The sequence below is a fragment of the Serratia sp. TSO36 genome, from assembly GCF_057808395.1.
The window spans coordinates 240,914-263,581 of the sequence record NZ_JBJZOU010000021.1 but is presented as its reverse complement, the minus strand read 5'-3'; the positions used below and the strand labels follow the sequence as shown (position 1 = coordinate 263,581).

Annotated in this window: 14 protein-coding genes; 3 read left to right on the top strand and 11 right to left on the bottom strand. The window is 63.0% G+C overall.

The genetic code is table 11. The features are described from left to right. Positions 1 to 8 precede the first annotated feature (8 nt). Genes mdtC through ACK3CV_RS18730 form a run of 3 tightly spaced genes read right to left on the bottom strand, consistent with a single transcriptional unit; the run spans position 9 to position 7,458 of the window. Positions 9 to 3,089 carry a multidrug efflux RND transporter permease subunit MdtC gene (gene mdtC, locus ACK3CV_RS18740; RefSeq protein ID WP_161764728.1) on the bottom strand — a complete coding sequence of 1,027 codons (3,081 nt, stop codon included), beginning with the start codon at positions 3,087 to 3,089 and terminating at the stop codon, positions 9 to 11. Next, on the bottom strand, positions 3,086 to 6,205 hold the full coding sequence (locus ACK3CV_RS18735) for an MdtB/MuxB family multidrug efflux RND transporter permease subunit (protein WP_049194873.1): 3,120 nt from the start codon (positions 6,203 to 6,205) through the stop codon (positions 3,086 to 3,088). Before ACK3CV_RS18735 ends, mdtC begins: the two co-directional genes overlap by 4 nt. Next, positions 6,205 to 7,458: an MdtA/MuxA family multidrug efflux RND transporter periplasmic adaptor subunit gene (locus tag ACK3CV_RS18730; protein WP_049234949.1), complete on the bottom strand. Its 1,254-nt coding sequence runs from the start codon at positions 7,456 to 7,458 to the stop codon at positions 6,205 to 6,207. The genes ACK3CV_RS18735 and ACK3CV_RS18730 overlap by 1 nt, the downstream gene beginning before the upstream one ends. A gap of 272 nt (positions 7,459 to 7,730) precedes the next feature. Between ACK3CV_RS18730 and ACK3CV_RS18725 the strand changes: the two genes are divergently transcribed. Next, on the top strand, positions 7,731 to 8,684 hold the full coding sequence (locus ACK3CV_RS18725) for an aldo/keto reductase (protein ID WP_041036271.1): 954 nt from the start codon (positions 7,731 to 7,733) through the stop codon (positions 8,682 to 8,684). 61 nt (positions 8,685 to 8,745) lie between these two features. Next, complete coding sequence (locus tag ACK3CV_RS18720; protein ID WP_033654564.1) at positions 8,746 to 9,363, top strand: pyridoxamine 5'-phosphate oxidase family protein; 618 nt, start codon at positions 8,746 to 8,748, stop codon at positions 9,361 to 9,363. Here the strand turns inward: ACK3CV_RS18720 and ACK3CV_RS18715 are convergent. Together ACK3CV_RS18715 and yegD are read right to left on the bottom strand one after the other, a co-directional pair. Then, positions 9,360 to 9,926: a GNAT family N-acetyltransferase gene (locus tag ACK3CV_RS18715; protein WP_033654565.1), complete on the bottom strand. Its 567-nt coding sequence runs from the start codon at positions 9,924 to 9,926 to the stop codon at positions 9,360 to 9,362. The genes ACK3CV_RS18720 and ACK3CV_RS18715 overlap by 4 nt on opposite strands. Before the next feature lie 51 nt (positions 9,927 to 9,977). Then, positions 9,978 to 11,330 carry a molecular chaperone gene (gene yegD / locus ACK3CV_RS18710; RefSeq protein ID WP_033648831.1) on the bottom strand — a complete coding sequence of 451 codons (1,353 nt, stop codon included), beginning with the start codon at positions 11,328 to 11,330 and terminating at the stop codon, positions 9,978 to 9,980. A gap of 164 nt (positions 11,331 to 11,494) precedes the next feature. Here yegD and alkA point away from each other — a divergent pair, with 164 nt between their 5' ends. After that, entirely contained in the window at positions 11,495 to 12,985 is a 1,491-nt protein-coding gene (gene alkA / locus ACK3CV_RS18705) for a DNA-3-methyladenine glycosylase 2 (protein ID WP_164038127.1), read from the top strand. A 9-nt stretch (positions 12,986 to 12,994) separates the two neighbouring features. On the opposite strand, the gene ACK3CV_RS18700 is transcribed toward alkA, so the two are convergent. The 6 genes from ACK3CV_RS18700 to ppk1 form a co-directional block, all read right to left on the bottom strand. Continuing rightward, complete coding sequence (locus ACK3CV_RS18700) at positions 12,995 to 13,348, bottom strand: DNA-binding protein (RefSeq protein ID WP_033635531.1); 354 nt, start codon at positions 13,346 to 13,348, stop codon at positions 12,995 to 12,997. Between the two features lie 192 nt (positions 13,349 to 13,540). Beyond that, positions 13,541 to 16,867: a diguanylate cyclase gene (locus ACK3CV_RS18695; RefSeq protein ID WP_164141476.1), complete on the bottom strand. Its 3,327-nt coding sequence runs from the start codon at positions 16,865 to 16,867 to the stop codon at positions 13,541 to 13,543. Positions 16,868 to 17,052: 185 nt separating this feature from the next. Beyond that, positions 17,053 to 18,486 (bottom strand): magnesium transporter, encoded by a 1,434-nt coding sequence (gene mgtE / locus ACK3CV_RS18690; protein WP_033635529.1) that lies wholly within the window; start codon positions 18,484 to 18,486, stop codon positions 17,053 to 17,055. A gap of 103 nt (positions 18,487 to 18,589) precedes the next feature. Further along, positions 18,590 to 18,772, bottom strand: coding sequence for a YfgG family protein (locus tag ACK3CV_RS18685; RefSeq protein WP_004941600.1), 183 nt, complete (start codon positions 18,770 to 18,772; stop codon positions 18,590 to 18,592). A 181-nt stretch (positions 18,773 to 18,953) separates the two neighbouring features. Further along, positions 18,954 to 20,504, bottom strand: a complete 1,551-nt coding sequence (gene ppx / locus ACK3CV_RS18680) for an exopolyphosphatase (RefSeq protein WP_041036260.1) — start codon at positions 20,502 to 20,504, stop codon at positions 18,954 to 18,956. Positions 20,505 to 20,514: 10 nt separating this feature from the next. Further along, complete coding sequence (gene ppk1, locus ACK3CV_RS18675) at positions 20,515 to 22,578, bottom strand: polyphosphate kinase 1 (protein ID WP_033635527.1); 2,064 nt, start codon at positions 22,576 to 22,578, stop codon at positions 20,515 to 20,517. Positions 22,579 to 22,668 lie beyond the last annotated feature (90 nt).

Below are 22,668 nucleotides of genomic sequence, written 5' to 3'. Positions count from 1 at the left end.
GTCGGCCATTAATGCGGCAGCGGGGCCAGTTGCTTGTTGCGGCGGAACTTCGCCTGCAGCCGGTCGAAGTAAAGGTAGACCACCGGGGTGGTGTACAGCGTCAGCAGCTGGCTCATCACCAGACCGCCGGCGATGGTGATGCCGAGCGGCTGGCGCAGCTCCGCGCCGTCGCCGCTGGTCAGCACCAGCGGCAGTGCGCCGAACAACGCCGCCAGCGTGGTCATCATGATCGGCCGGAAACGCAGCAGGCTGGCCTGGAAAATCGCCTCGCGGGCGCTGATGCCGCCGTTGCGCTGCGCCTCGAGCGCGAAGTCGACCATCATGATGGCGTTTTTCTTCACGATGCCGATCAGCAGCATGATGCCGATCAGCGCGATCAGGCTGAACGGCGCGCCGAACAGCTCGAGCGCCAACAGCGCGCCCACGCCGGCGGAAGGCAGCGTAGAAAGGATGGTCAGCGGATGGATATAGCTCTCATACAGCACGCCGAGCACGATATAGACCGTGGCGATCGCCGCCAGGATCAGGATCAGCTGCGACTTCAGGGTGTCCTGGAATACCTGGGCGGTGCCGGCGAACGCGCCGCGTACCGTAGACGGCACGCCGAGCTGAGTCATGGTGCGCTCTACCGCGGCGGTGGCGTCCGACAGGCTGCCGCCGTCCGGCAGGTTAAAGGAGATGGTCGAGGCGGCGGACAGCCCCTGATGGTTGACCGACAGCGGCGCGTTGGCCGGCCGCCAACTGGCGAAGTAGGAGAGCGGTATTGCCTTGCCTTCGCTGTTGATGATGAACATTTTGTCCAGCGAGCTCACGTCCTGGGTGTAGGGCGGCGCCACTTCCATCACGACTTTGTATTGGTTGAGCGGTTGATAGATGGTCGAAATCTGCCGCTGGCCGAAGGCGTTGTTCAGCAGGTTGTTGGCGTCGGATACCGAAATGCCGAGGCGCGCCATGGTTTCGCGATCGTAGACCAGATCCATCTCCGAGCCTTTATCCTGCTGATCCGAGTTGACGTCCGCCAGCTCGGGCAATGCGGCCAGCGCGGTGCGGATCTTCGGCTCCCATTCGCGCAGCGCGGCGAGATCGTCCGCCAGCAGCGTGTATTGGTAGCTGGCGTTGGCCTGCCGGCCGCCGACGCGGATATCCTGCACCGCCATCAGAAACAGGCTGGCGCCCGGTTCTTTGGCCAGGCGAGCGCGCAGGCGGGCGATCACTTTCTGCGCGTCGTCGCTGCGTACCGACAGGGGTTTCAGTGAGATGAACATCGAACCGCTGTTGGTGCGCGAGCCGCCGGTAAAACCGGTGACGTTTTCCACGTCCGGATCTTCGCGCACGATTTTCATGAAGTCTTCCAGTTTGCCGCGCATCGCCTGGAACGAAATGCTTTGGTCGGCCTGGATAAAGCCCATCAGGCGCCCGGTATCCTGTTCCGGAAAGAAGGTTTTCGGGATGCTGATATACAGCCAGACGTTGAGCGCAAGGGTGGCGAGGAACACCGCCAGCACCCAGCGCGAGTGGCCGAGCACCCAGTTCAGCGAGCGTCCGTAGCCCTGCTGCAGCGCCAGCAGCATTTTGCCGAAGCCGCGCGCCCGCCGCTGCGAACGCGGCGGCTGGTGGCGCAGCAGGTAGGCGCACATCATCGGCGTGAGCGTGAGCGAGACGATGAGCGACAGCCCGATCGATACCGACAGGGTGACGGCGAACTCGCGGAACAGGCGCCCCGGCAGGCCTTCCATCAGCAGCAGCGGGATAAACACCGCCACCAGCGAAACGCTCATCGACAGCACGGTGAAACCGACTTCCCGCGCGCCCAGCAGCGCGGCGTTGATCGGTTTCATGCCGGCCTCGACGTGGCGGGAAATGTTTTCCAGCACCACGATGGCGTCGTCCACCACAAAGCCGGTGGCGATGGTCAGCGCCATCAGCGACAGGTTGTTGAGGCTGAACCCGCACAGATACATGGCGGCGAACGAGCCGATCAGCGACACCGGCACGGCGACCGCCGGGATCAGCGTGGCGCGCCCGGAGCGCAGGAAGATGAACACCACCAGGATCACCAACCCGATGGCGATCGCCAGCGACTGTTCCACCTCGGCCAGCGACGCGCGAATGGTCGGCGAACGATCCTGCGCGACGCTGAGTTTAATCGAGGCCGGGATATTCTCCTGCAGGGCGGGCAGTTCGGCGCGAATGCGATCGACGGTTTCGATGATGTTGGCGTCCGGCGCACGGCTGATGGCCAGAATGATCGCCGGTTTGGCGTCGGTCATCCCGGCGTTGCGCACGTCTTGCACCGAGTCGTTGACCTCGGCCACGTCGGCCAAACGCACCGTCGAGCCGTTGTTGTAATGAACGATCAGCGGACGGTAGGCCTCGGCGGTTTTCAGCGCGTCGTTGGCCTGGATCTGCCAGCGCTGCTGCGGGTTTTCCACGGCGCCCTGCGGGCGGCGCACGTTGGCGTTGGCGATGGCCTGCCGTACGGTGTCCAGCGACACGCCCTGATTGAACAGCGCCGAAGGGTTCAGCTCCACCCGCACCGCCGGCAGTGAGCTGCCGCCCACGGAAACGTCGCCGACGCCCTCGGTCTGGCTGATCTTCTGCGCCAGCTGGGTGGAGGCGAAATCGTAAAGCTGCCCCTGGCTGTAGGTGTCCGAGGTCAGCGTCAGGATCATGATCGGCGCGTCGGAAGGGTTGACCTTGCGGTAGCTGGGGCGGCTCGGCATGCCGGTCGGCAGCAGGCTTTGCGCGGCGTTGATCGCCGCCTGCACGTCGCGCGCGGCGCCGTTGATGTCGCGATCGAGATCGAACTGCAAAATGACCCGGGTACTGCCGAGCGAGCTCATCGAGGTCATTTCGTTAACCCCGGCGATGCGGCCCAATGCGCGCTCCAGCGGCGTCGCCACCGAGGACGCCATGGTTTCCGGCGAGGCGCCCGGCAGCGACGCGCTGATCGAAATCACCGGAAAGTCCACCTGCGGCAGCGGCGACACCGGCAGCAGGCGAAAGCCGATCGCGCCGCTGATGGCGATGGCCAGCGTCAGCAGGGTGGTGGCCACCGGCCGGTGAATGAACAGGGCGAAGAATTTCACTGTAGCTCCTGCGTATCCGGCTGGCGATGCGTGTTGCGCGCCAGTTTGTCAAACAGCAGGTAGATCACCGGCGTGGTGAACAGCGTCAGGATCTGGCTCATGATCAAACCGCCGACCATACAGACGCCGAGCGGATGCCGCAGCTCCGCGCCGACACCGGTGCTCAGCATCAGCGGCAGTGCGCCGAGCAAGGCCGCCAGCGTGGTCATCAGGATCGGCCTAAAACGCAGCAGGCAGGCCTGATAGATGGCGTCGCGCGGCGATAAGCCCTGCTCGCGTTCCGCCGCCAGCGCGAAGTCGATCATCATGATGGCGTTCTTCTTCACGATGCCGATCAGCAGGATGATGCCGATGATGGCGATCACGTCCAGCTCGCTGCCGGCCATCATCAGCGCGAGCAGCGCGCCGACCCCGGCGGTCGGCAGGGTGGAGAGGATGGTGACCGGATGAATGAAGCTTTCATACAGCACGCCCAGCACGATGTACATCGCCACCACCGCCGCTAAAATCAGCCACAGCGTGCTGCCGAGCGCCGCCTGGAAGGCCAGGGTCGCCCCCTGGAATTGGGTGGTGATGTCCCTCGGCATGTTGAGATTTTCTTCCGCCTGGGTGACCGCGTCGACCGCCTCGCCGAGCGAGTAGCCGTCGGCGACGTTGAACGAAACGGTGGCCGACGGGAACTGGTCGAGATGGTTGACCGACAGCGGGCCGAAGCGCTCTTCGATTTTGGCGATGGCGCTCAGCGGCACCACGGCGCCGTCGTTGCCGCTCAGACGGATCTCATTGAGCGCCGCCAGCCCCGGCGTCGCGCTGACGTCGTGCTCCAGCACCACGCGGTATTGGTTGGCCTGGGTGTAGATGGTGGAGATCAGGCGCTGGCCGAACGCGTTGTACAGCGCATTGTCCACGTCGCTCATGGTGACGCCGAGGCGGGAGGCCGAATCGCGATCGACGTTGACGTAGGCCACCAGCCCCTGATCCTGCCAGTCGCTGGTGACGTCCGCCAGCTGCGGGGTTTGCTTCAGCTCATCCATCAGCTGCGGCACCCACAGGCTGAGATCGTCCAGCGACATCGCCTGCAGGGTGAACTGGTACTGGGTGCGGCTGACCTGGGTATCGATGGTCAGATCCTGCACCGGCTGCAGATACAGCTTCACGCCGGGGAACTGCGCCGTCTGCTGCTGCAGGCGGCTGATGATCGCCGGAATGCGCTCGCTGCGTTCGCTCAGCGGCTTCAGATTGATCTGCAGCCGGCCGCTGTTGAGCGTGGCGTTGCTGCCGTCGACGCCGACGAACGAGGTCAGGCTTTCCACCGCCGGATCTTTGAGGATCTGCGCCGCGACCTGCTGCTGGCGCTCGGCCATATTGCTGAACGAGACGCTCTGCGGCGCTTCCAGCGTGCCCTGAATGATGCCGTTGTCCTGCACCGGGAAGAAGCCTTTCGGGATCAGCAGGTACAGCAATACCGTCAGCGCCAGGGTGCCGACGGCCACGCCGAGCGTCAGCCAGGGATGGTTAAGCACCGTTTTCAGCCACTGGCCGTATCGCGCGATCACCCGGTCGAAAAAGCGCTCGGAGGCGGCGGAAAACCGGTTCTGCTTGCGCAGCGATTCGTGGCTGAGCATGCGCGCGCACATCATCGGCGTCAGCGTCAGCGACACCACGGCGGAGATCAAAATCGCTACCGCCAGCGTGACGGCGAACTCGCGGAACAGGCGGCCGACGATGTCGCCCATGAACAGCAGCGGGATCAGCACCGCCACCAGCGAGAAGGTCAGCGAGATGATGGTGAAGCCGATCTCGCCGGCGCCTTTCAGCGCGGCGTCGAGTGGTTTTTCCCCTTTCTCGATGTAGCGCGAGATGTTCTCGATCACCACGATGGCATCGTCCACCACGAAACCGGTGGCGATGGTCAGCGCCATCAGCGTCAGGTTGTTGATGGAGAAGCCGAGGAAGTACATGGCGGCGAAGGTGCCGACCAGCGACAGCGGCACCGCCACGCTGGGGATAATGGTCGCCGGCACGTTGCGCAGGAACACGTAGATCACCATCACCACCAGCGCGATCGCCAGCAGCAGCTCGAACTGCACGTCGCTGACCGAGGCGCGGATGGTGGTGGTGCGATCGGTCAGCACCTTGACGTCGACCGATTTGGGCAGGCTTTTAATCAGCGTCGGCAGCATTTCGCGGATGCTGTCGGCGGTGGTGATGACGTTGACGCCAGGCTGGCGTTGGATGTTCAGCACGATCGCCTGTTGCTTGTTGGCCCAGGCCGCCAGCCGGGTGTTTTCCGCCCCTTGTTCAATGGTGGCGATATCCTGCAGGCGGATCGCCGCGCCGTTCTGGTAGGCGACGATCAGCTGGCGATAGTCGTCGGCGGATTTCATTTGGTCGTTGGCGGACAGGGTGACCGAGCGGGTCGGGCCGTCCAGGCTGCCTTTCGCCGAGTTGACGTTGGCGTTGCTGATGGCGGCGCGGATGGTTTCACTGTTCAGGCCATAGGCGGCGACCGCCGCGGCGTTCAATTTTACGCGCACCGCCGGGCGTTGGCCGCCGGCCAGCGTCACCAGGCCGACGCCGGTCACCTGAGAAATTTTTTGCGCCACGCGGGTTTCCACCATGTCTTCCACCTGCGTCATCGGCATGGCGGTGGAGGTCACGGCCAGCGTCAGGATCGGCGGATCGGCCGGGTTAACCTTGCTGTAGATCGGCGGGTAGGGCAGATCGGTCGGCAGCAGGTTGGTGGCGGAGTTGATCGCCGCCTGCACTTCCTGCTCCGCGACGTCGAGCGGCAGCGCCAGCTGGAACTGCAGCGTGACCACCGAGGCGCCGCCGGAGCTTTGCGACGCCATTTGTTTGAGGCCGGACATCTGGCCGAACTGGCGTTCCAACGGCGCGGTAATGGCGGAGGTTACCACGTCCGGGCTGGCGCCGGGATACAGCGTCACCACCTGGATGGTGGGGTAATCTACCTCCGGCAGGGCGGACACCGGCAGCGCGCGATAGCCGATAATCCCCGCCAGCAATATCGCCACCATCAGCAGCGTGGTGGCGACCGGACGCAGAATAAACAGGCGGGACGGACCGCCGCCGGCGTTGGGAGGCATCACCTGCATCAGGACTTCCTCTGAACGTCAGGTTCGCGCTTGGCGTTGGCCGCCGCCGGCGCTTCGCTCGGCGCGAGCACTTCCACCTGCATGCCTTCGGTCAGGCGATCGATGCCGTCGGTCACCACCCGATCGCCGGCGTTGAGGCCGGCGCTGATCACCACCTGCCGGCTGTCCTGCACGCCGGCGGTGACCCGGTGTTTGCTGACCCTGTTGTCTTCGCCGAGCGTCCAGACGAAGTTGCCCTCGTTGCCCATCTGCAGCGCGGCGGTCGGGATCACCACCGCATCGTGCAGGGTATCCACCTGCAGCCGCGCGTTGACGAACTGGTTGGGGAACAGCGCGTCATCTTCGTTGGTGAAGCGCGCTTTCAGCTTGATGGTGCCGGTGGCGGTATCAATTTGGTTGTCCAGGCTCAGCAGCGAACCGGTCGTCAGCTTGTTCTGGTTGGTGCGATCCCAGGCTTCGACGCCCACCGGCCCGGCTTTTTGCGCCTTGAGCAGATCGGCGATGTTGCCTTCGGGCAGCGTGAACACCACGTCGATCGGGTGCGTCTGCGTGATCACCACCAGACCGGTGGTGCTGCCGCTGGTGACATAGTTGCCGACGTCGACCAGTTTCAGGCCGACGCGGCCGTCGATTGGCGCGGTGATGCGGCTGTAGGTGATCTGCAGTTTGGCGCTGTCGACCGCGCCCTGATCGGCCTTGATCGCGCCTTCGGTCTGCTGCACCAGCGAGGCTTGCGTATCCAGCTCCTGACGGGAAACCAGATTGGTTTTCACCAGCTGCTGATAGCGCGCCAGATCGCGCCGGGCGTTGGCCAGCGTGGCCTGATCTTTTGCTAACTGCCCCTGAGCCTGGGTCAACTGAACCTGGAACGGCCGGGGATCGATCTCCGCCAGCAGATCGCCGGCTTTGACCTGCTGGCCTTCGGTAAAGTGGATCGCCATCAGTTGGCCGTCGACCCGGCTGGTGACGGTGACGGTATTGGCGGCGGTGGCGGTGCCCAAGCCGGAAAGATAGCGCGGCACCGTCTGTTGCGTGGCCGTCGCGGCCTGCACCGGCGACATCGGCGCGCCGCGCCGCCCGCCCGCCGCGCGACCGGCCCCCGCTTTGCCGCCGGCCTGCTGCGCGCCCGGGGCCGTGCCGGCCGGCGGTTGAGCGGCGTTAAAATAACGCCAGGCGAAGACGGCGGCGATGACCAGGATGGCCGCAACCAGCAGGCGCGGCATCAGGGAACGGCGTTGGGGTTTTGCATTCATGGCGGCGAAAATTCTCTCCAAAAGGCAGGGGTGCGGGCACTCATTGCCACAAAAATGACACTCCTTACAGGATACTAGTTTAGCCAGCGAAGACGGCATAAAAATGAAGGAAATATGGAGGAACCGTCAGCATTGTCCTAATAAGTGGGTGATTTGAGCGTGCTATGTTTATAAGTGATTTATTCCGGCTTATAGCCAATACGTTTTAACGATTTCCTGCATTTGGCGCTAATAATTAACAGGCAAATCATTTAACCCATGGAGCCTTTGTGATGAGCAAGAAACAACTGGGCCGTTCGGGCATTCAGGTGCCGGCGTTGACCTTCGGCGGCAACGTGTTCGGCTGGACGGCGGATCAGGCGACCTCTTTCAGCCTGCTGGATGCGTTGGTGGACAATCAGCTCAACTTTATCGATACCGCCGATGTCTATTCCAGCTGGGCGCCGGGCAACCGGGGCGGCGAATCGGAAACCGTCATCGGCGAATGGCTCAAGAAGAGCGGCAAGCGCGACCAGGTGATCATCGCCACCAAGGTGGGCAAACCGATGGGCGAAGGCAAACAGGGGCTGTCGCCGCGCTATATTCAGCAGGCGGTGGAGGATTCGCTGCGCCGCCTGCAAACCGATTATATCGATCTCTACCAGTCGCACGACGATGACCGCGATACGCCGTTGGAAGAGACGCTGGCGGCGTTCGATGCGCTGATCAAGGCCGGCAAGGTACGGGCGATCGGCGCCTCCAATTATCAGGCGGATCGCCTGGAAGAAGCGCTGCGGGTGAGCGAAAGCAACGGGCTGGCGCGCTACGAAACCCTGCAGCCGGAATATAACCTGTATGCGCGCGAAGGGTATGAGGCCGAGCTGGAAGGCGTGGCGCAGCGCCACGGGCTCGGAGTGATCAACTTCTTCGCGCTGGCCAGCGGCTTCCTGACCGGCAAATACCGCAGTAAAGCGGACGAGGGCAAAAGCCAGCGCGGCGATCGCATCGTCGAACGCTACCTTAACCCGCGCGGTTTCCGCATTCTGGCGGCGCTGGATCAGGTGGCGGGCAAGCACGGCAGCTCCCCGGCGCAGGTCTCGCTGGCCTGGCTGATTGCGCGCCCGAGCATCACCGCGCCGATCGTCAGCGCCACCTCGTTGCCGCAGTTGGATGAGTTGGTCAGCGCCACCCGCCTGACGCTGGATGCGGACGACATTCAGACGCTGAACCACGCCAGCGCTGAGTAAGAGCCGCCGGCGATTTTGCTCTATGCTGAAGGGGTCAATATGACTTATTCAGGAAACTGCAATGTCTGGCGATACCATCAACGACCTCGCGACGCTGGAACAGCTGTACGGCAAACCCGCCGCGCCCTCGGTGTTTAAAGAAGTCAGCTATATCCATCCGGCGTACCGCCCGTTTATCGAGGCGGCGCCGTTTGCCGCCCTCTCGACGGTCGGGCCGGACGGCATGGATGTCTCCCCGCGCGGCGATCCGGCCGGTTTTATCCATATCGAAGACGAGAAAACCCTGCTGCTGCCGGATCGGCGCGGCAATAACCGCATCGACAGCCTGCGCAATATCCTGCACGACAACCGGGTGGCGCTGCTGCTGCTGATCCCCGGCATCGGCGAAACGCTGCGGATTAACGGGCGGGCGGAGATCGTGGTGGCGCCGGCGGTGCTGCAGCGCTTCGCCCACCGCAATCAGCTGCCGCGTTCGGTGCTGCGCATTCGGGTGGAGGCGGTGTTCTTCCAGTGCAGCCGGGCGATCTTGCGTTCGGGACTCTGGGAAGAGGGCAGCCGCCTCGAACGTTCGGCGCTGCCCAGCCCCGGCCATATTTTGGCCGCGGTGAGCCAAACGCGCTTCGACGGTGAGGAGTACGACCAGGCGCTGCCGCAGCGGCTGAAGGATACGCTGTATTAATCGCCGCGACGTTCGCGCCACGTTTGCCGGTTCAGCCGGTACAAGACGTGCTTTTGCAGCGGATGGCCCGCCGGCAGGCGTGGGTGCAGGAAGGTTTCGCCGTCAAACTGCATGCCGATGCGCGTCATCACCCGGCGCGACGGTTGGTTGTTTTCGGCGGTGAAGGACACCACTTCCGACAAGTGAAGCGTGTCGAAGGCGCACGCCAGCGCCGCGCGTGCCGCTTCAGCGGCGTAGCCGTTGCCCCAATGGGCCGCCGCCAGCCGCCAGCCAATCTCCACGCAGGGGGAACAGGGCAGATCGTCGCCCGGCCGCGCCAGCCCGACAAACCCGATAAAGGGCGCGCCGTCTTTCACTTCCACCGCCCACAGCCCCCAGCCATGTTGTTGCATGAAGGCGCGGATGCGTTCGGCCTGCGCGCGGCTTTCCTCGGCCGTCATCGTCGCCGGGAAATAGCGCATCACCTGCGGATCGGCGTTAAGAGCGGCGAAGGCCGGCAGATCGTCGTCGCGCCAGGGGCGCAGGCGCAGCCTGGCGCTGTCGAGGGTAAGGATGGTTGACATGATGCATAGCCTCCAATGAGCAAGGGCGCGGCGAGCCGCGCCCTTGGGCCGTCAACGGAACAGCGTTTGCGCCCAGCGCGCCAGCCCGGCGGTGACCGAGCCGAAGTCGTTGCCGCCGACGATCGGAATGCCCGGCAGCTGCTGTTGCAGCGCGGCGCGCAGCAGGGGGGAGCGCGCGCTGCCGCCGGTCAGGTAGATCACCTGCGGCGCGGTCTGGCTGCTGGCCAGCGCGGCGCTGACCTGTTCCTGGATGCGCATCAACGGCTGCGAGATGGCGTCGGCGAGCTGAGCCTGGCTGATGCTCTCCGCCAGATCGGCCTGCACGAAGCCGAGCGGCGCGCTGATGGCGGTTTGGCCGGACAGGGCTATCTTACTCTCTTCGGCCGCGCGCACCAGTCGGTAGCTCAGGCGCTGCTGGTACACTTTCAGCAGGCGTTTGACCTTTTCCGGCTCCGCCGCGTCGAGGATCAGATCGCGCAGCACGCGGCCGTTGGCGGCGCTGTAGAAGTCGTTTTGCGCCGGCACGTCGTTGGTCGCCACCGCGTTCCAGTAAGGCAGCGCCGGCAGGGCGATGCCTTTCGCGGTTTCGCCGCCCAGGCCGAACAGCGGCATCAACTGTTTGAAGGCCAGCATGATGTCCAGATCGTTACCGCCGACCCGGCAGCCGCTGTGCCCCAGCAGGCTTTGCTGGCGATCGGCGCGGTCGCGCCACTGCGGCCCCATCAGCAGCACCGAGCAGTCGGTGGTGCCGCCGCCGATGTCCACCACCAGCACGGTTTGCTCTTCGCTCAGCGTCGCCTCGAAGTCCAGCCCCGCCGCCACCGGCTCGAACTGGAATTCAATGGCTTTGAAACCGGCGCGTTCGGCGGCGCGCTGCAAAATGCCCTGCGCCTGCCGGTTGGCCTCTTCGCCGCCGATGCCCTGGAAGTTGATCGGCCGGCCGATCACCGCCTGCTCGATACCGGTCTGCAGCACGTTTTCCGCCTGGCGTTTGATGTGGAACATCATGGCGCACACCAGGTCTTCGAACAGGGCGATCTGCTGCGGTTTCAGGCCGTTGGCGCCGAGGAAGGATTTCGGCGAGCGCACGAAGTACACCTCTTCCGGATCTTCCATGTAGTGCGCCAGCGCCTGCAGGCCGAACAACACGCTGTCGCCGTTGACCGGAATGTCCTCTTCGCGGTTGTAACTGATGGCGCGGCGCAGCAGCTGCTGGTTTTCTTCGCTGCCGGTCGGCACCTGCCAATGGCGGTGCAGGCATTCGCTCACCGCTTCGCGGGTCGGCGCGCACAGCATCGAAGGCAGATACGGTTCGTTGTTTTCCAGCGTCAGCAGCTCGGGGCCGTGGTCGCGCATCACCGCGACGGAACAGTTGGCTGTCCCGTAATCGAATCCAATAAACATCTCTTTTTTGTCCCCATGCCAATGAAGGGGGGCGACTTTACCCGAGACGGGGCCGGCGGGCAATGCGCCGATGCGCGAGTGTCGAAAAATTTAGCGGGCGCGGCATCGGCATGCTTAACTTAATGTCCGAATTCCGCACGTCAGCGCGCCAGGCGAGCCCCATAATGCAGAAAAAACCGAACCCGAGCGTTGCCATGAATACTCAACAGCAAGCGTTGTACGACGCGCTGCGCGCGCGTGACCGCAAATTCGACGGCCGCTTTTTCGTCGGCGTCTCTTCCACCGGCATCTATTGCCGCCCGGTGTGCAGCGCCCGCACGCCGAAGCTGGAAAACTGCACCTTCTATCCGAGCGCGGCGGCGGCCGAGCTGGCGGGCTTTCGCCCCTGCCTTAAATGCCGGCCGGAGCTGGCGCCCGGCCTGGCGCTGATCGATCTGGGCAATCGCTATGCGCAGGTGGCGGTGCAGCTCATCGAGCAGGGCTATCTGTCCGAACACAGCTGCGAAGCGCTGGCGGCGCGGCTCGGCATTTCCGATCGCCACCTGCGGCGCATCTTCGCCGAACAGTTTGGCGCTTCGCCGATCGATTACGCGCAGTCGCACCGGTTGCTGCAGGCCAAACGCCTGCTGGCGGACACCGATCTGCCGCTCAGCGAGGTGGCGTTCGCCGCCGGTTTCGGCAGCCTGCGGCGTTTCAACGAGCTGTTCAAGGCGCGCTATCGCCTGATCCCGTCTGCGCTGCGCAGCGGCGGCGCGCGCGGTGAGCGGGCCGCCGCCAGCGGGCTGGTGTTCCATCTGGGCTATCGGCCGCCCTATGACTGGGATCGCATGCTGAATTTCCTGCAGGCGCGCGCCGTGCAGAGCGTGGAGCGGGTCGAGGGACGCCGCTACCTGCGTTCGATCGCCGTCAACCAGGGCGGCACGGAACATCGCGGCTGGGTCAGCGTGCAGCCGGAGGAAGCGCGCAACCGGGTCAGGGTCGAGATCGCGCCGGCGCTCAGTTTGGTGACGACGGAGGTGCTGCGCCGCGTGCGCCTGCTGTTTGATCTGGACGCCGCGCCGGATCGCATCAATGAGGCGCTGGGCTTGCTGGCGGCCGATGCGCCGGGGCTGCGCCTGCCGGGCTGCGTGAACAGCTTCGAGCAGGCGGCGCGGGCGGTGTTGGGGCAGTTGGTCAGCGTGAAAATGGCGGCGACCTTCGCCGGGCGGATGGCCGAACGCTGGGGAGAGCCGCTGGCGGCGCCGCACGAGGGCATTACCCACGTTTTCCCCAGCGCCGAACGGGTGGCGCAGCTGCAGCCCGAAGCACTGCGCCCGCTCGGGGTGCAGCTGAAGCGCGCGGCGGCGCTGATCGAGATCGCCCGCGCGCTGGGCGAAGGGCGGCTGCAGCTCGACAACGTGCTGGATATCGACCAGGGCATCAGGGAGCTGACCGCGCTGCCGGGCATCGGCAGCTGGACCGCCAGCTATATTGCGATGCGCGCCTGGTCTTGGCCGGACGTGTTTCTGGCCGGCGACTACCTGATCAAACAGCGTTTTCCCGGCATGACGCCGCGCCAGATCGAACGCTATGCCGAACGTTGGCGCCCGTGGCGCTCTTACGCCACGCTGCATCTGTGGCACAACGACGGCTGGGCGCCGGAAGGGGAGGATTGAGCATTCGGGCTAGCGGGGGGGCTCGATCAGCTGCAGCAGGCGGCTCATGCCCTCGCGCATCAGGAACGCCAGCAGCTTTTCCCGCTCGGCCGGCGTCAGGTGGTAGTAATACTCGATCCAGACCCGTATCGGATCCTGGCGTTTGACGTCGTAGCCCGGAGGGTCTGTCTCGCGCAAGGCCGACAGGCTGCGCGCGCCGTACGGCAGGCTGTCGATATGGTATTCCAGCGCTTTGCCCTGCACGCCGCTGCGGCGGCGGCTGAGCCAGCCTTCGCGCCGGGCCATCAAATTGACCCCTTGCGGGGTTGAAGGCAACCCCGCCTTGCCCATCAGTTCCCTGGCGGAAAACCATTTCTTTTCCATAGTCCCTTATCCCTGAGCCATCACATGTCGAGGAAAATCAACGGATACGCTGATGTTCGCATGGGAGTTTCATCTTATTTAATCGTTTAAGCTTCAGGTGTTATTTATATCACTAATCTCGCATGGGTTAACACAATGTGAATAACGGGAGTGCGGCGCCGCCCGCGAGACGGCGCCGGTGAGGGGGAGGGGTTAGCGAATGCCGAAGTAGCCGTCGCTGAGCAACACCGCCAGCGGCTGCTCCAGCGCGACCTGATCGCCATCCGCCAGATCGACGCCGATATCGCGCAGCGCCTGCAGCGTCACCGGCTGGTGGGCCGGCCCGGCGAGCGTCTGCGCTTTGATCCGATGCGCCGCGCCGTTGAGCATCGAGACCATCAGTTCATCCATCTGGTTGCAGTGCACGTTGGTGATAAAGCGTTCATCGACGCGAATGATGTCGATTTTCTGATCGCCCAGCTCATCGAAGGCATTGATGTTATGCCCGAAGCCATTGACGATCAGCCGGCAGCCCAGTTGCTGCAGTTCGCGAAGACACGCCCGGCACTGCGCGGCGTGTTCCAGCACCACGGCCTCATCGACGCTGAACAACAGTGCCTGCGGCGGCAGCGAGGAAGCGCGCATCCTTTCCGCCAGCTCGCGCTGGAAGTCGGTGTTCAGCAGGCTGTCGGTGGCCAGCGGCAACGCGAGCGACAGCCCCTTGCGCTTGATGTCGTCGGCGCAGTGCACCAGCAGCTGCGCCACCGTCCACCGGTCGATGTCCGGCATCAGGCCGTACAGCTGCGCGGCGGCGATGAATGCCTCGTGCGGCAGCGGCCGATCGTCCGGCGCCATCACCTGCAGCTTCACCTGGTGGAACGCGGCCGACAGCGGCGTCGCCGGCGGCGCGACCGCGCGGGTCAGCAGCCGCAGCTGCCCCTCGCTGACGATCGTCTGCACTTCCTGCAGGCTCAGCAATTCATGCTGCCACTCCAGCAGCTGTTTTTGCCGCGCTTCATACAGATACACCTGGCCGCGCCCGTGGTGCTTGGCGGTGTAGCAGGCGATGTCGGCCTGGGCCAGCAGCTCGCTGCTTTTGGCGTCGCCGCCGATGCGCGTGATGCCGGCGCTGGCGCCGACGCGATAAATTTTCCCTTCCCAGTAGAACGGATGCTGGCTGATTTGGTTGACCACCTGTTGCATCAGCGATTTGGCCTGCTCCGGCCGGCAGTCGAACAGGATCAGGCCGAATTCGTCGCCGCCCAGCCGGGCCAGGCAGTCGCTGTTGCGCAGCTGGTGCCGCATCAGCTGGGCGATGTCCCGCAGCAAGGCATCGCCCGCCGCGTGGCCGGCGGTGTCGTTCACCGCCTTGAACCGATCCAGATCGAGGAACACCAGCGAATGCGGCGGTGACGGTTCCCCGCCGGCGACGATTGCCGCTTTCAGCTGCTTCTCGAAGCTGGCGCGGTTCGGCAGGCCGGTCAGCGCGTCGTGCGAGGCGCTGTAGCTGAGCTTTTTCATCAGTTCGCGCGAGGCGGTGACATCCTGCAGCACCATCACCGCGCCCATGGTTTCACCGTCGAGGGTTTTCAGCGGTGAGACAGACTGCTGCACGTCGAAATAGCGCCCGTCGCGGCTGTGCAGCACCAATGCGTAATCCGCCGGCCACTGCCGTGGATATTGCGTGAGGTTTTCGATTTCCGGGCCGTCTTTGCCGTTGGTCAGGCGCACCACGCCGGCGACGGGCATACCGATCGCCAGATCGAGCGGCCAGCCGCACATCTGCTCGGCCACCGGATTCATAAAGGTAATGCGCAGGTGGCTGTCGGTGGAGATCACCCCTTCGCCGATGGCGTCGAGGGTGATGTGCAAACGCTCTTTCTCCTCGTGCAGCGCTTCGGCGAGGCTCTTGAGCTCGGTCATGTCGATATTGGTGCCGATCATGCGCAGCGGCCGGCCCTGATCGTCGAGGATCACGTTGCCCTGGCCGCGAATATGGCGCACGCTGCCCTGGCGGGTCACGATGCGGTATTCCATGACGAAAGGCTTGGGGTCGGCCAACAGCGCGGCCAGCTCGCGATCGGTGCGGTCGCGATCTTCCGGCACCAACAGCGTGCGCCACAGCGCCAGCGTCGGCGTTTGGTCGGGATTGAGATCGTAGAGTTCGAACATGCGCTGATCCCAGGTGAAGTTTTCCTGGCTCATCACCCATTCCCAGATGCCGACGCCGCCCACCTGATTGGCCAGCGTAATGCGCTCCACCAGTCGGTTGTTTTCCGCCTGGCTGCGCTTCAAATCGCTGATGTCCTCCACCTGCGAGATGAAGTACAGCGGCAGCCCTTCGGCGTCGCGCACCAGCGAGACCGCCAGCAGCGCCCAGACGGTCTGGCCGTCGCTGCGGATGTAGCGTTTCTCCATGGTGTAGCTGCTGATATGGCCATCGAGCAGGTCGTGCAACTGGCTTAGATCGGCGGTGAGATCGTCGGGATGCGTAATTTCTTGAAAGGTCAGCTTATGCAGCGCCTCAGGCGTATAGCCGAGCAGCGCGCACAGCGCCTGATTGACCTGCAGCCATTTCCCCTGCGGCGACACCAGCGCCATGCCGATGGCGGAATACTCCAGCGCGCTGCGAAAGCGGCTTTCGCTCTCGACGATGTGCTGTTTTTCCACCCGAAAGGCGTGCATCACCACCGCCATCGCGTGCGCCGGGATTAAAATCAGCAGCATCGGCAAGTACAGACCGAGATCGCCAAGGTGCTTGCCGGAAGCCTGGAAATGCAGCAACCTCAGCGAAATCATCACGGTGATCAGCAAGAGGGTGCAGAAGCAAACGGTGAACGCCTCAAAACGCGGCAGTGCGATGGCTGCCCACAGCAGCGGCAAAATCACGAACGTGAACGGAAAAGGCAGGTAGGTCAGCGCCACAAAGCTGAAAGCCAGCGTAACCATCAGCGTCAGCAATAATGGAAACGGGTTCAGCGCCGTCAGGGTGCGACGGTTATAAGAGAGGCCGATCGGCGCCAGCGACAGCACCCCTATCGCTTCGGAAATGAACCAGGTACCGAACGGCTGCCAAAAAGGCTGGCCTGGCGCGGGCACCAGGCCGGCGGCCAGCAGCGCGCTGAACAGCGGGGTAAAAATCACTGCGCACACCACAAAACGCAGCCAACTGGCGAGATCGTTCAACGGATCGTACGGGTGTAGCATGCGGCGCAGCAGCAGGGCGCAAACCGCCGCTTCCAGCAGGTTGATGGCGGCCAGCTTGATGGGCGTGGCGCTGACGCCGAACAGCAAGAAGCTGGCGAGCACGATGCCGAGGCCGCTGGCCAACAGCGGCAGGCCCCAGTGGCGCGGGGCGTGGCGGTACAGCACCGCGATCGCGGCGGCGGTCGGAAACCACAGCGGGGTGAAGTGGCTGGCTTCGCTGGACAGCGACAGGCTCAGCAAGGCGAGCAGAAACGTCGCCAGCGCCACTAACAGGGAATGCGTCAGCACGACGCCTTTGTGGGTGCCGAACGTGTTCGGCGCGCTGATCTCCATAGACACCCTTACCGATGGCCTCTGTCAGTGATTGGATTCATGACGTGGATGAATTAAGACGATTTATTGGCAAAGGGTAGTACAGCGCGAGAGGAAAACCTACCGGGATGGCCGACTTTACTGCGTTAACGCAAACCCGGCGACAGAATGGCGAAAAAGCCGGCGCGCGGCCGGCTTTTCGCGTATTACAGCAGGAACAGGGTGGCGAGGCCGAGGAAGATGAAAAAGCCGCCGGTATCGGTCAGCGCGGTGATGAGCACGCTGGAGCCGACCGCCGGATCGCGGCCCATTTTGAGCATGGTCATCGGTATCACTACGCCCATCAGCGCCGCCAGCAGCAGATTGAGCAGCATCGCCAGCGTCATCACGCCGCCCATCGCCGCGTCGCCGTACAGCAGCCAGGTGATGACGCCCATGATGCCGCCCCACACCACGCCGTTGATGATGGCGACGCCCAGCTCTCTGAGCATCAGGCGCGAGATGTTGCCGACTTCGATCTGGTGCAGCGCCAGCGCGCGTACGATCATGGTGATGGTCTGGTTGCCGGTGTTGCCGCCGATGCCGGCGACGATCGGCATCAGCGCCGCCAGCGCCACCAGCTGGGAAATGGTGTGTTCGAACAGGCCGATCACCCGCGAGGCGATGAATGCGGTGCAGAGGTTGATCGCCAGCCAGGCCCAGCGGGTCTTGACCGCCTTGCTGACCGGGGCGAACACGTCTTCTTCCGGGCTCAAACCGCCCATGCGGCGCAGGTTGGTGTCGCTCTCTTCGTTGACGGCGTCGACGATCTCTTCGATGGTCAGGCGGCCCATCAGTTTGCCCTTGGCGTCAACCACCGGGGCGCTGATCAGGTCGTAACGCTCGAACGCGCCGGCCGCTTCATCGGCCTTGTCTTCGGGCTGAAAGGTGGCGGGATCGCTGTCCATCACTTCGCGCACCGGGATCTCCGGATCGTTCAGCAGCACTGCGGTCAGCGGCAGCTCGCCCAACAGGGTGTTTTTGCGATCGGTGACGAACAGTTTATCGGTGGCGTCGGGAATGGTTTTGCGCATGCGCAAGAAGCGATGCACCGCGCCGAGCGTGACGTCCGGCCGCACCGTCACCAGTTCGAAATCCATCATCCAGCCGACGCTGTCTTTGGCGTACTGGCTCATCTCGCGCACCTGGGCGCGCTGCTCCGGCTCCAGCGAGGTCAGCAACCGGCCCATCAGGTTACGCGGCAGGTATTGCGCCAGGTAGGCCTGTTCGTCGACGTCCAGCGTTTTGATCGCTTTGAGCAGGTCTTTGTCGCTCATTTCCTCGATCAGGCTGTCCCAGACCGGTTCGGCGACCTCCACCAGCGTCTGGCCGCGCTTGCTGTTGCCCACCAGCCGCCACAGCGCCATACGTTCGTCCTGCGGCAGCGCCTCCAGCAGGTCCGCCAGGTCGGCGGCGTGCATATCGTCCAACAGACCGGTGATTTCCGCCGTCTGGTTCAGCAGTTCGCTTTGGCTGAGGGCGTGTTCATCCCCTGGCCGGCCGAGAATGCCGTCGACCAACTCCTTATTGTTCAACAGCAGAGTGAGAATGCGCTGGCGGTATTCAGCGACTTTTTTGACGTTATGGGTTGCGGCTGACATGGTGTTCCTTTACGGGCGCTCGGCGTTCCTGACGCAGGCTCATTAAAAGATAGAGCATAGCGGGTGCCGGCGTCATTTTTATGAAACGGCCGGGGTGCGGCGGTTATTCAGAGGAGGCGTCCTGTTGCGGCGCGCTGACTTCGGCGGCGTTTTGCGCAGCGGCCTGCTTTTTTTCCTGATGATGAGGCACCGCCACCACGGCGGCGTACAGCAGTCGGCCGACTAAAATGATAAAGCTGATAAACAACACTATCTTCGTCATCTGTCCGGTGGTTTTCTTGCGCATATATCACCCGGTATGCCGGTGTCCTGTGTTATTCGCTCGAGAATTTGTAAGCGGATTTTAGGCGCTGATGACAAAAATTGTCCATTTTTTTCCGGCGTGCGGGGCGGCGTATTAGGGCTTCGTTTAAGTTGACGGGGCGAGGGCGGACAGAAAAACCCCCTGTCTGGCAGGGGGCGGGGGATCAGGCGGAGCGCTGTTCGTTTTGCGAGCCTTCTTCTTCGATCAGCAGCTTCCAGCCGACGACGTCGTTCCAGTAGGCCTGTTCGCGCTCGAAATCGAGCTGCACCAGGTTGTTCTGCGCCAGGTAGCCGGCCGGAAAGCGCAGCGTCCAGTGGTTGTCGTCGGTGCTCAGGCGCAGCGTTTCCGGCGTGGTGGTCGACTGACGCTGGTTGTTGAGCAGGGTGCTCAGACGCAGCAGCTGGATCAGCGGCAGGTAGTGCTTCTTCTTGAACAGGTTGAGGCGCGGCAGCTCTTCGAGCTTGATCGCTTTGCGGTGGAAACGCACCAGCGCCGCCAGCAGCAGCTGCTGTTCCTGGTTGAAGCCAGGCAGGTTGGAGTTTTGCAGAATGTAGGCCGAATGGCGGTGCATGCCGCTGTGGTTGATGCTCAGCCCCACCTCGTGCAGCATGGCGGCCCATTTCAGCAGCGCTTCCAGCTGCGGATGCGCCAGCTTGGTGTTTTGCGCCATCCACTGCGAGTAGAGTAGCTCGGTGGTTTCCAGCACCCGCTTGGCCTGTTCGCGGTCGATGTTGTAGTGATCGGCCAGGCTCTTGGCGGTGCGGCTGCGGATGTCCTGATGGCGGAAGCGGCCTTCCATTTCATACAGCACGCCTTCGCGCAGCGCGCCGTCGGACAGGCGCAGATCGCGGATCGCCAGCGCGTCGAACACGCCGCACAGGATAGCCAGCCCCGGCACGAACACCGATTGGCGATCTTCCGACAGCCCCGGCAGGCTCAGCGAACTGAAGCTTTTGAACTGCAGCACCTGTTCGGCGAGCATTTCCAGGCGATCCAGGGTGATGAGGCCGTCTTTTTCCCCCATCGCCACCAGCACTTCGTGGGCGGCCTTGATGGTGCCCGAGGCGCCCAGCGCGTACTGCCAGCCCTGAATACGATACTGCCAGGCCAGCGTTTCCAATTTTTGCGCCGCCGCCAGCCGCGCGCGGCGGAAGTTGTTTTTGCTGATCTCGCCGCCCGGGAAGAACAGCTGGGCGAAGCTGACGCAGCCCATGCGGCGGCTTTCCGCCAGCAGCGGCTCGAAGTCTTCGCCGATCACCAGCTCGGTGGAGCCGCCGCCGATGTCGATCACCAGCTTGCGGCCTTTCTCCGGCTGAGTGTGCTCCACGCCCATGAAGATCAGGCGCGCCTCTTCCTGGCCGGCGATGATTTCTATCGGGTAGGGGATCACTTTGGCGGCGCGCTTGAGGAACACTTCGGCGTTCACCGCCTGACGCAGGGTATGGGTGCCGACGATGGTGACGTTATCCGCCGGGAAGCCCTGCAGCCGTTCGGCAAACAGCGCCAGGCAGGCCAGGCCGCGCTCTATCGCCTCTTCACTGAGTACGTTGTTGCTGTCCAATCCGTCGGCGAGATGCACCCGCTGTTTTAAACGGCCCAATACCTGTAAGGCGCCGTTGACGACGCGGGCGATCACCATGTGGAAACTGTTCGACCCGAGGTCGATGGCGGCGATTTCCTGCGGTTTGTTCGTTGCAGTGTTTTTTAGCGGCATAGTTGCTGGCCTACTGTCCTGGTTGTTCCAGAGCTTTTAAATACTCGTAAATAGCCACCTGGGCACGCACTTTGCGGCGGTTGCCGCGCGGCACGTACTGGTTGCTCAGTTCTTTATCCACATAACGGGCCTTGACCGTATCGCTGAACAGGATCTCCAGAATGTCCAGAACGCGCTGTTTCAGCGCCGGATCCAGCAGCGATACCGCCACTTCGATACGGTAATCTATGTTGCGGGTCATCCAGTCGGCGGAGGACAGATACACCCGTTTGTCACCTTTATTCTCGAAAACGTAAACCCGGTCGTGTTCCAAAAAGCGATCGACGATGCTGATCACCTGAATATTGTCGCTGATCCCCGGCAGGTTGGGAATCAGGGAACACATGCCCCGCACCAGCAGGCGGATCTTCACGCCGGCGCCGGACGCGGTATATAACCGATCTACCAGCCCTTTATCCACCAGATTATTAATTTTCAACATAATGCCGGCCTGTTCCCCGGCCTGGGCGTTGGCGATTTCGTTGTCGATCAGCTCATACAGCTTCAGGCGCGAGTTCTGCGGCGACACCATCAGGTTGTCGAAGGTGACCGGCCGGTAGGGGTTCTCGATAAAGTTGAATACCCGGCGCACCTCGTTGGTGATGCGTGAGTCGGCGGTCAACAGCGAATAGTCGGTGTAGATGCGCGCGGTTTTTTCGTTAAAGTTGCCGGTACCGATATGAGCATAGCGCACAATTTCATCGCCTTCACGGCGCGAAATCAGGAACAGTTTGGCGTGGATTTTCAGGCCCGGCGCGGAGAAGATCACGTGTACGCCGGCCTCGGTCAGGCGCTTCGCCCAATGAATGTTGGCTTCTTCGTCGAAGCGCGCCTGCAGCTCGACCACCACCGTGACTTTTTTGCCGTTGTGCGCGGCGTGGATCATCGATTCGATGATGCGTGAATCTTTCGCTACCCGGTAGATGTTGATCTTGATAGCCAACACGCTTGGATCGAACGACGCCTGGCGCAGCAGCTCCAGCACGTGCTCGAAGGTGTGGTACGGATAGTAGAGCAGCACGTCTTTTTCGCGAATGGCGTCGAAGCCGTTGCGGAAACCGTCGAACCAGATGTGGCGCAGGCGCGGCAGCGGCTTGTTGACCAGGTTGGCCTTGCCGACGTTCGGGAAGCTGATGAAATCTTTGAAGTTGTGGTAGCGGCCGCCGGCGATCACCGAATCGTAGTTGGAGATGCCCAGCTTGCCGCGCAGCAGTTCCACCATTTCGTTCGGCATGTCGCGCTGATACACGAAGCGCACCGGCTCGGCGGTCAGGCGCTGTTTCAGGCTGGAGGACATCAGTTCCAGCAGGCTGGATTCCATTTCGGTCACCAGATCGTACTCCGCGTCGCGGGTCATTTTCATCGAGTAGGCGTTGAGCGCGTCGTAGTCGAAGAAGCCCTTGAAGATATCGTCCAGGCAGTAACGCAGAATGTTGTCCAGCAGGATCATCGGCTTGCGGCGGCGCGGCGCTTCCGGCGGCAGATTGACGAAGCGCGGCACCTTGTCGGACGGGATCTCCAGCAGCGCATAGTCGATGCGCGCGCCGCGGATGATCTCCACCGCCAGATAGGTGTAATCGTCTTTCAGGAACTGCACCAGATTGGTGTCGTGATTGATCAGGATCGGCGTGATGTGCTGGCGCAGATGCTGTTTGAAATATTGCCGCAGCCAGATTTGCTGGTTCTCGGACACCTGGCGTTCGTTGATCAGGAAGATCTGGTTACGCGCCATTTCCAGCAGCAGATCGTTGTACAGGCCGTCGAACTCCTGATCGGTTTTCAGCACCTTGGCCTGGATCTTTTTCAGCAGGTGGCGCGAGGCGCCGGCGGAGCCTTGCTCTTCGCTGATCAGGATGCGCCGTTTGAGATCGGCGAAGCGGACTTTATAGAACTCGTCGAGGTTGTTGGAGTAAATGCCCAGAAAACGCATACGTTCAATCAGGGGATTGCTCTTATCTGCGGCTTCCTGCAACACGCGTTCATTAAAGGATAACCAGCTTAGTTCTTTTTCGATGTAGAGCTTTTCCTGACCCATTGCCACTCCAGTTCAAATTTAGAATAGGATCCGGGACGCAGCGCCCGGATGCCGCTCTAGTGTCCTTGATCATTATTGCGAGAGATTGAC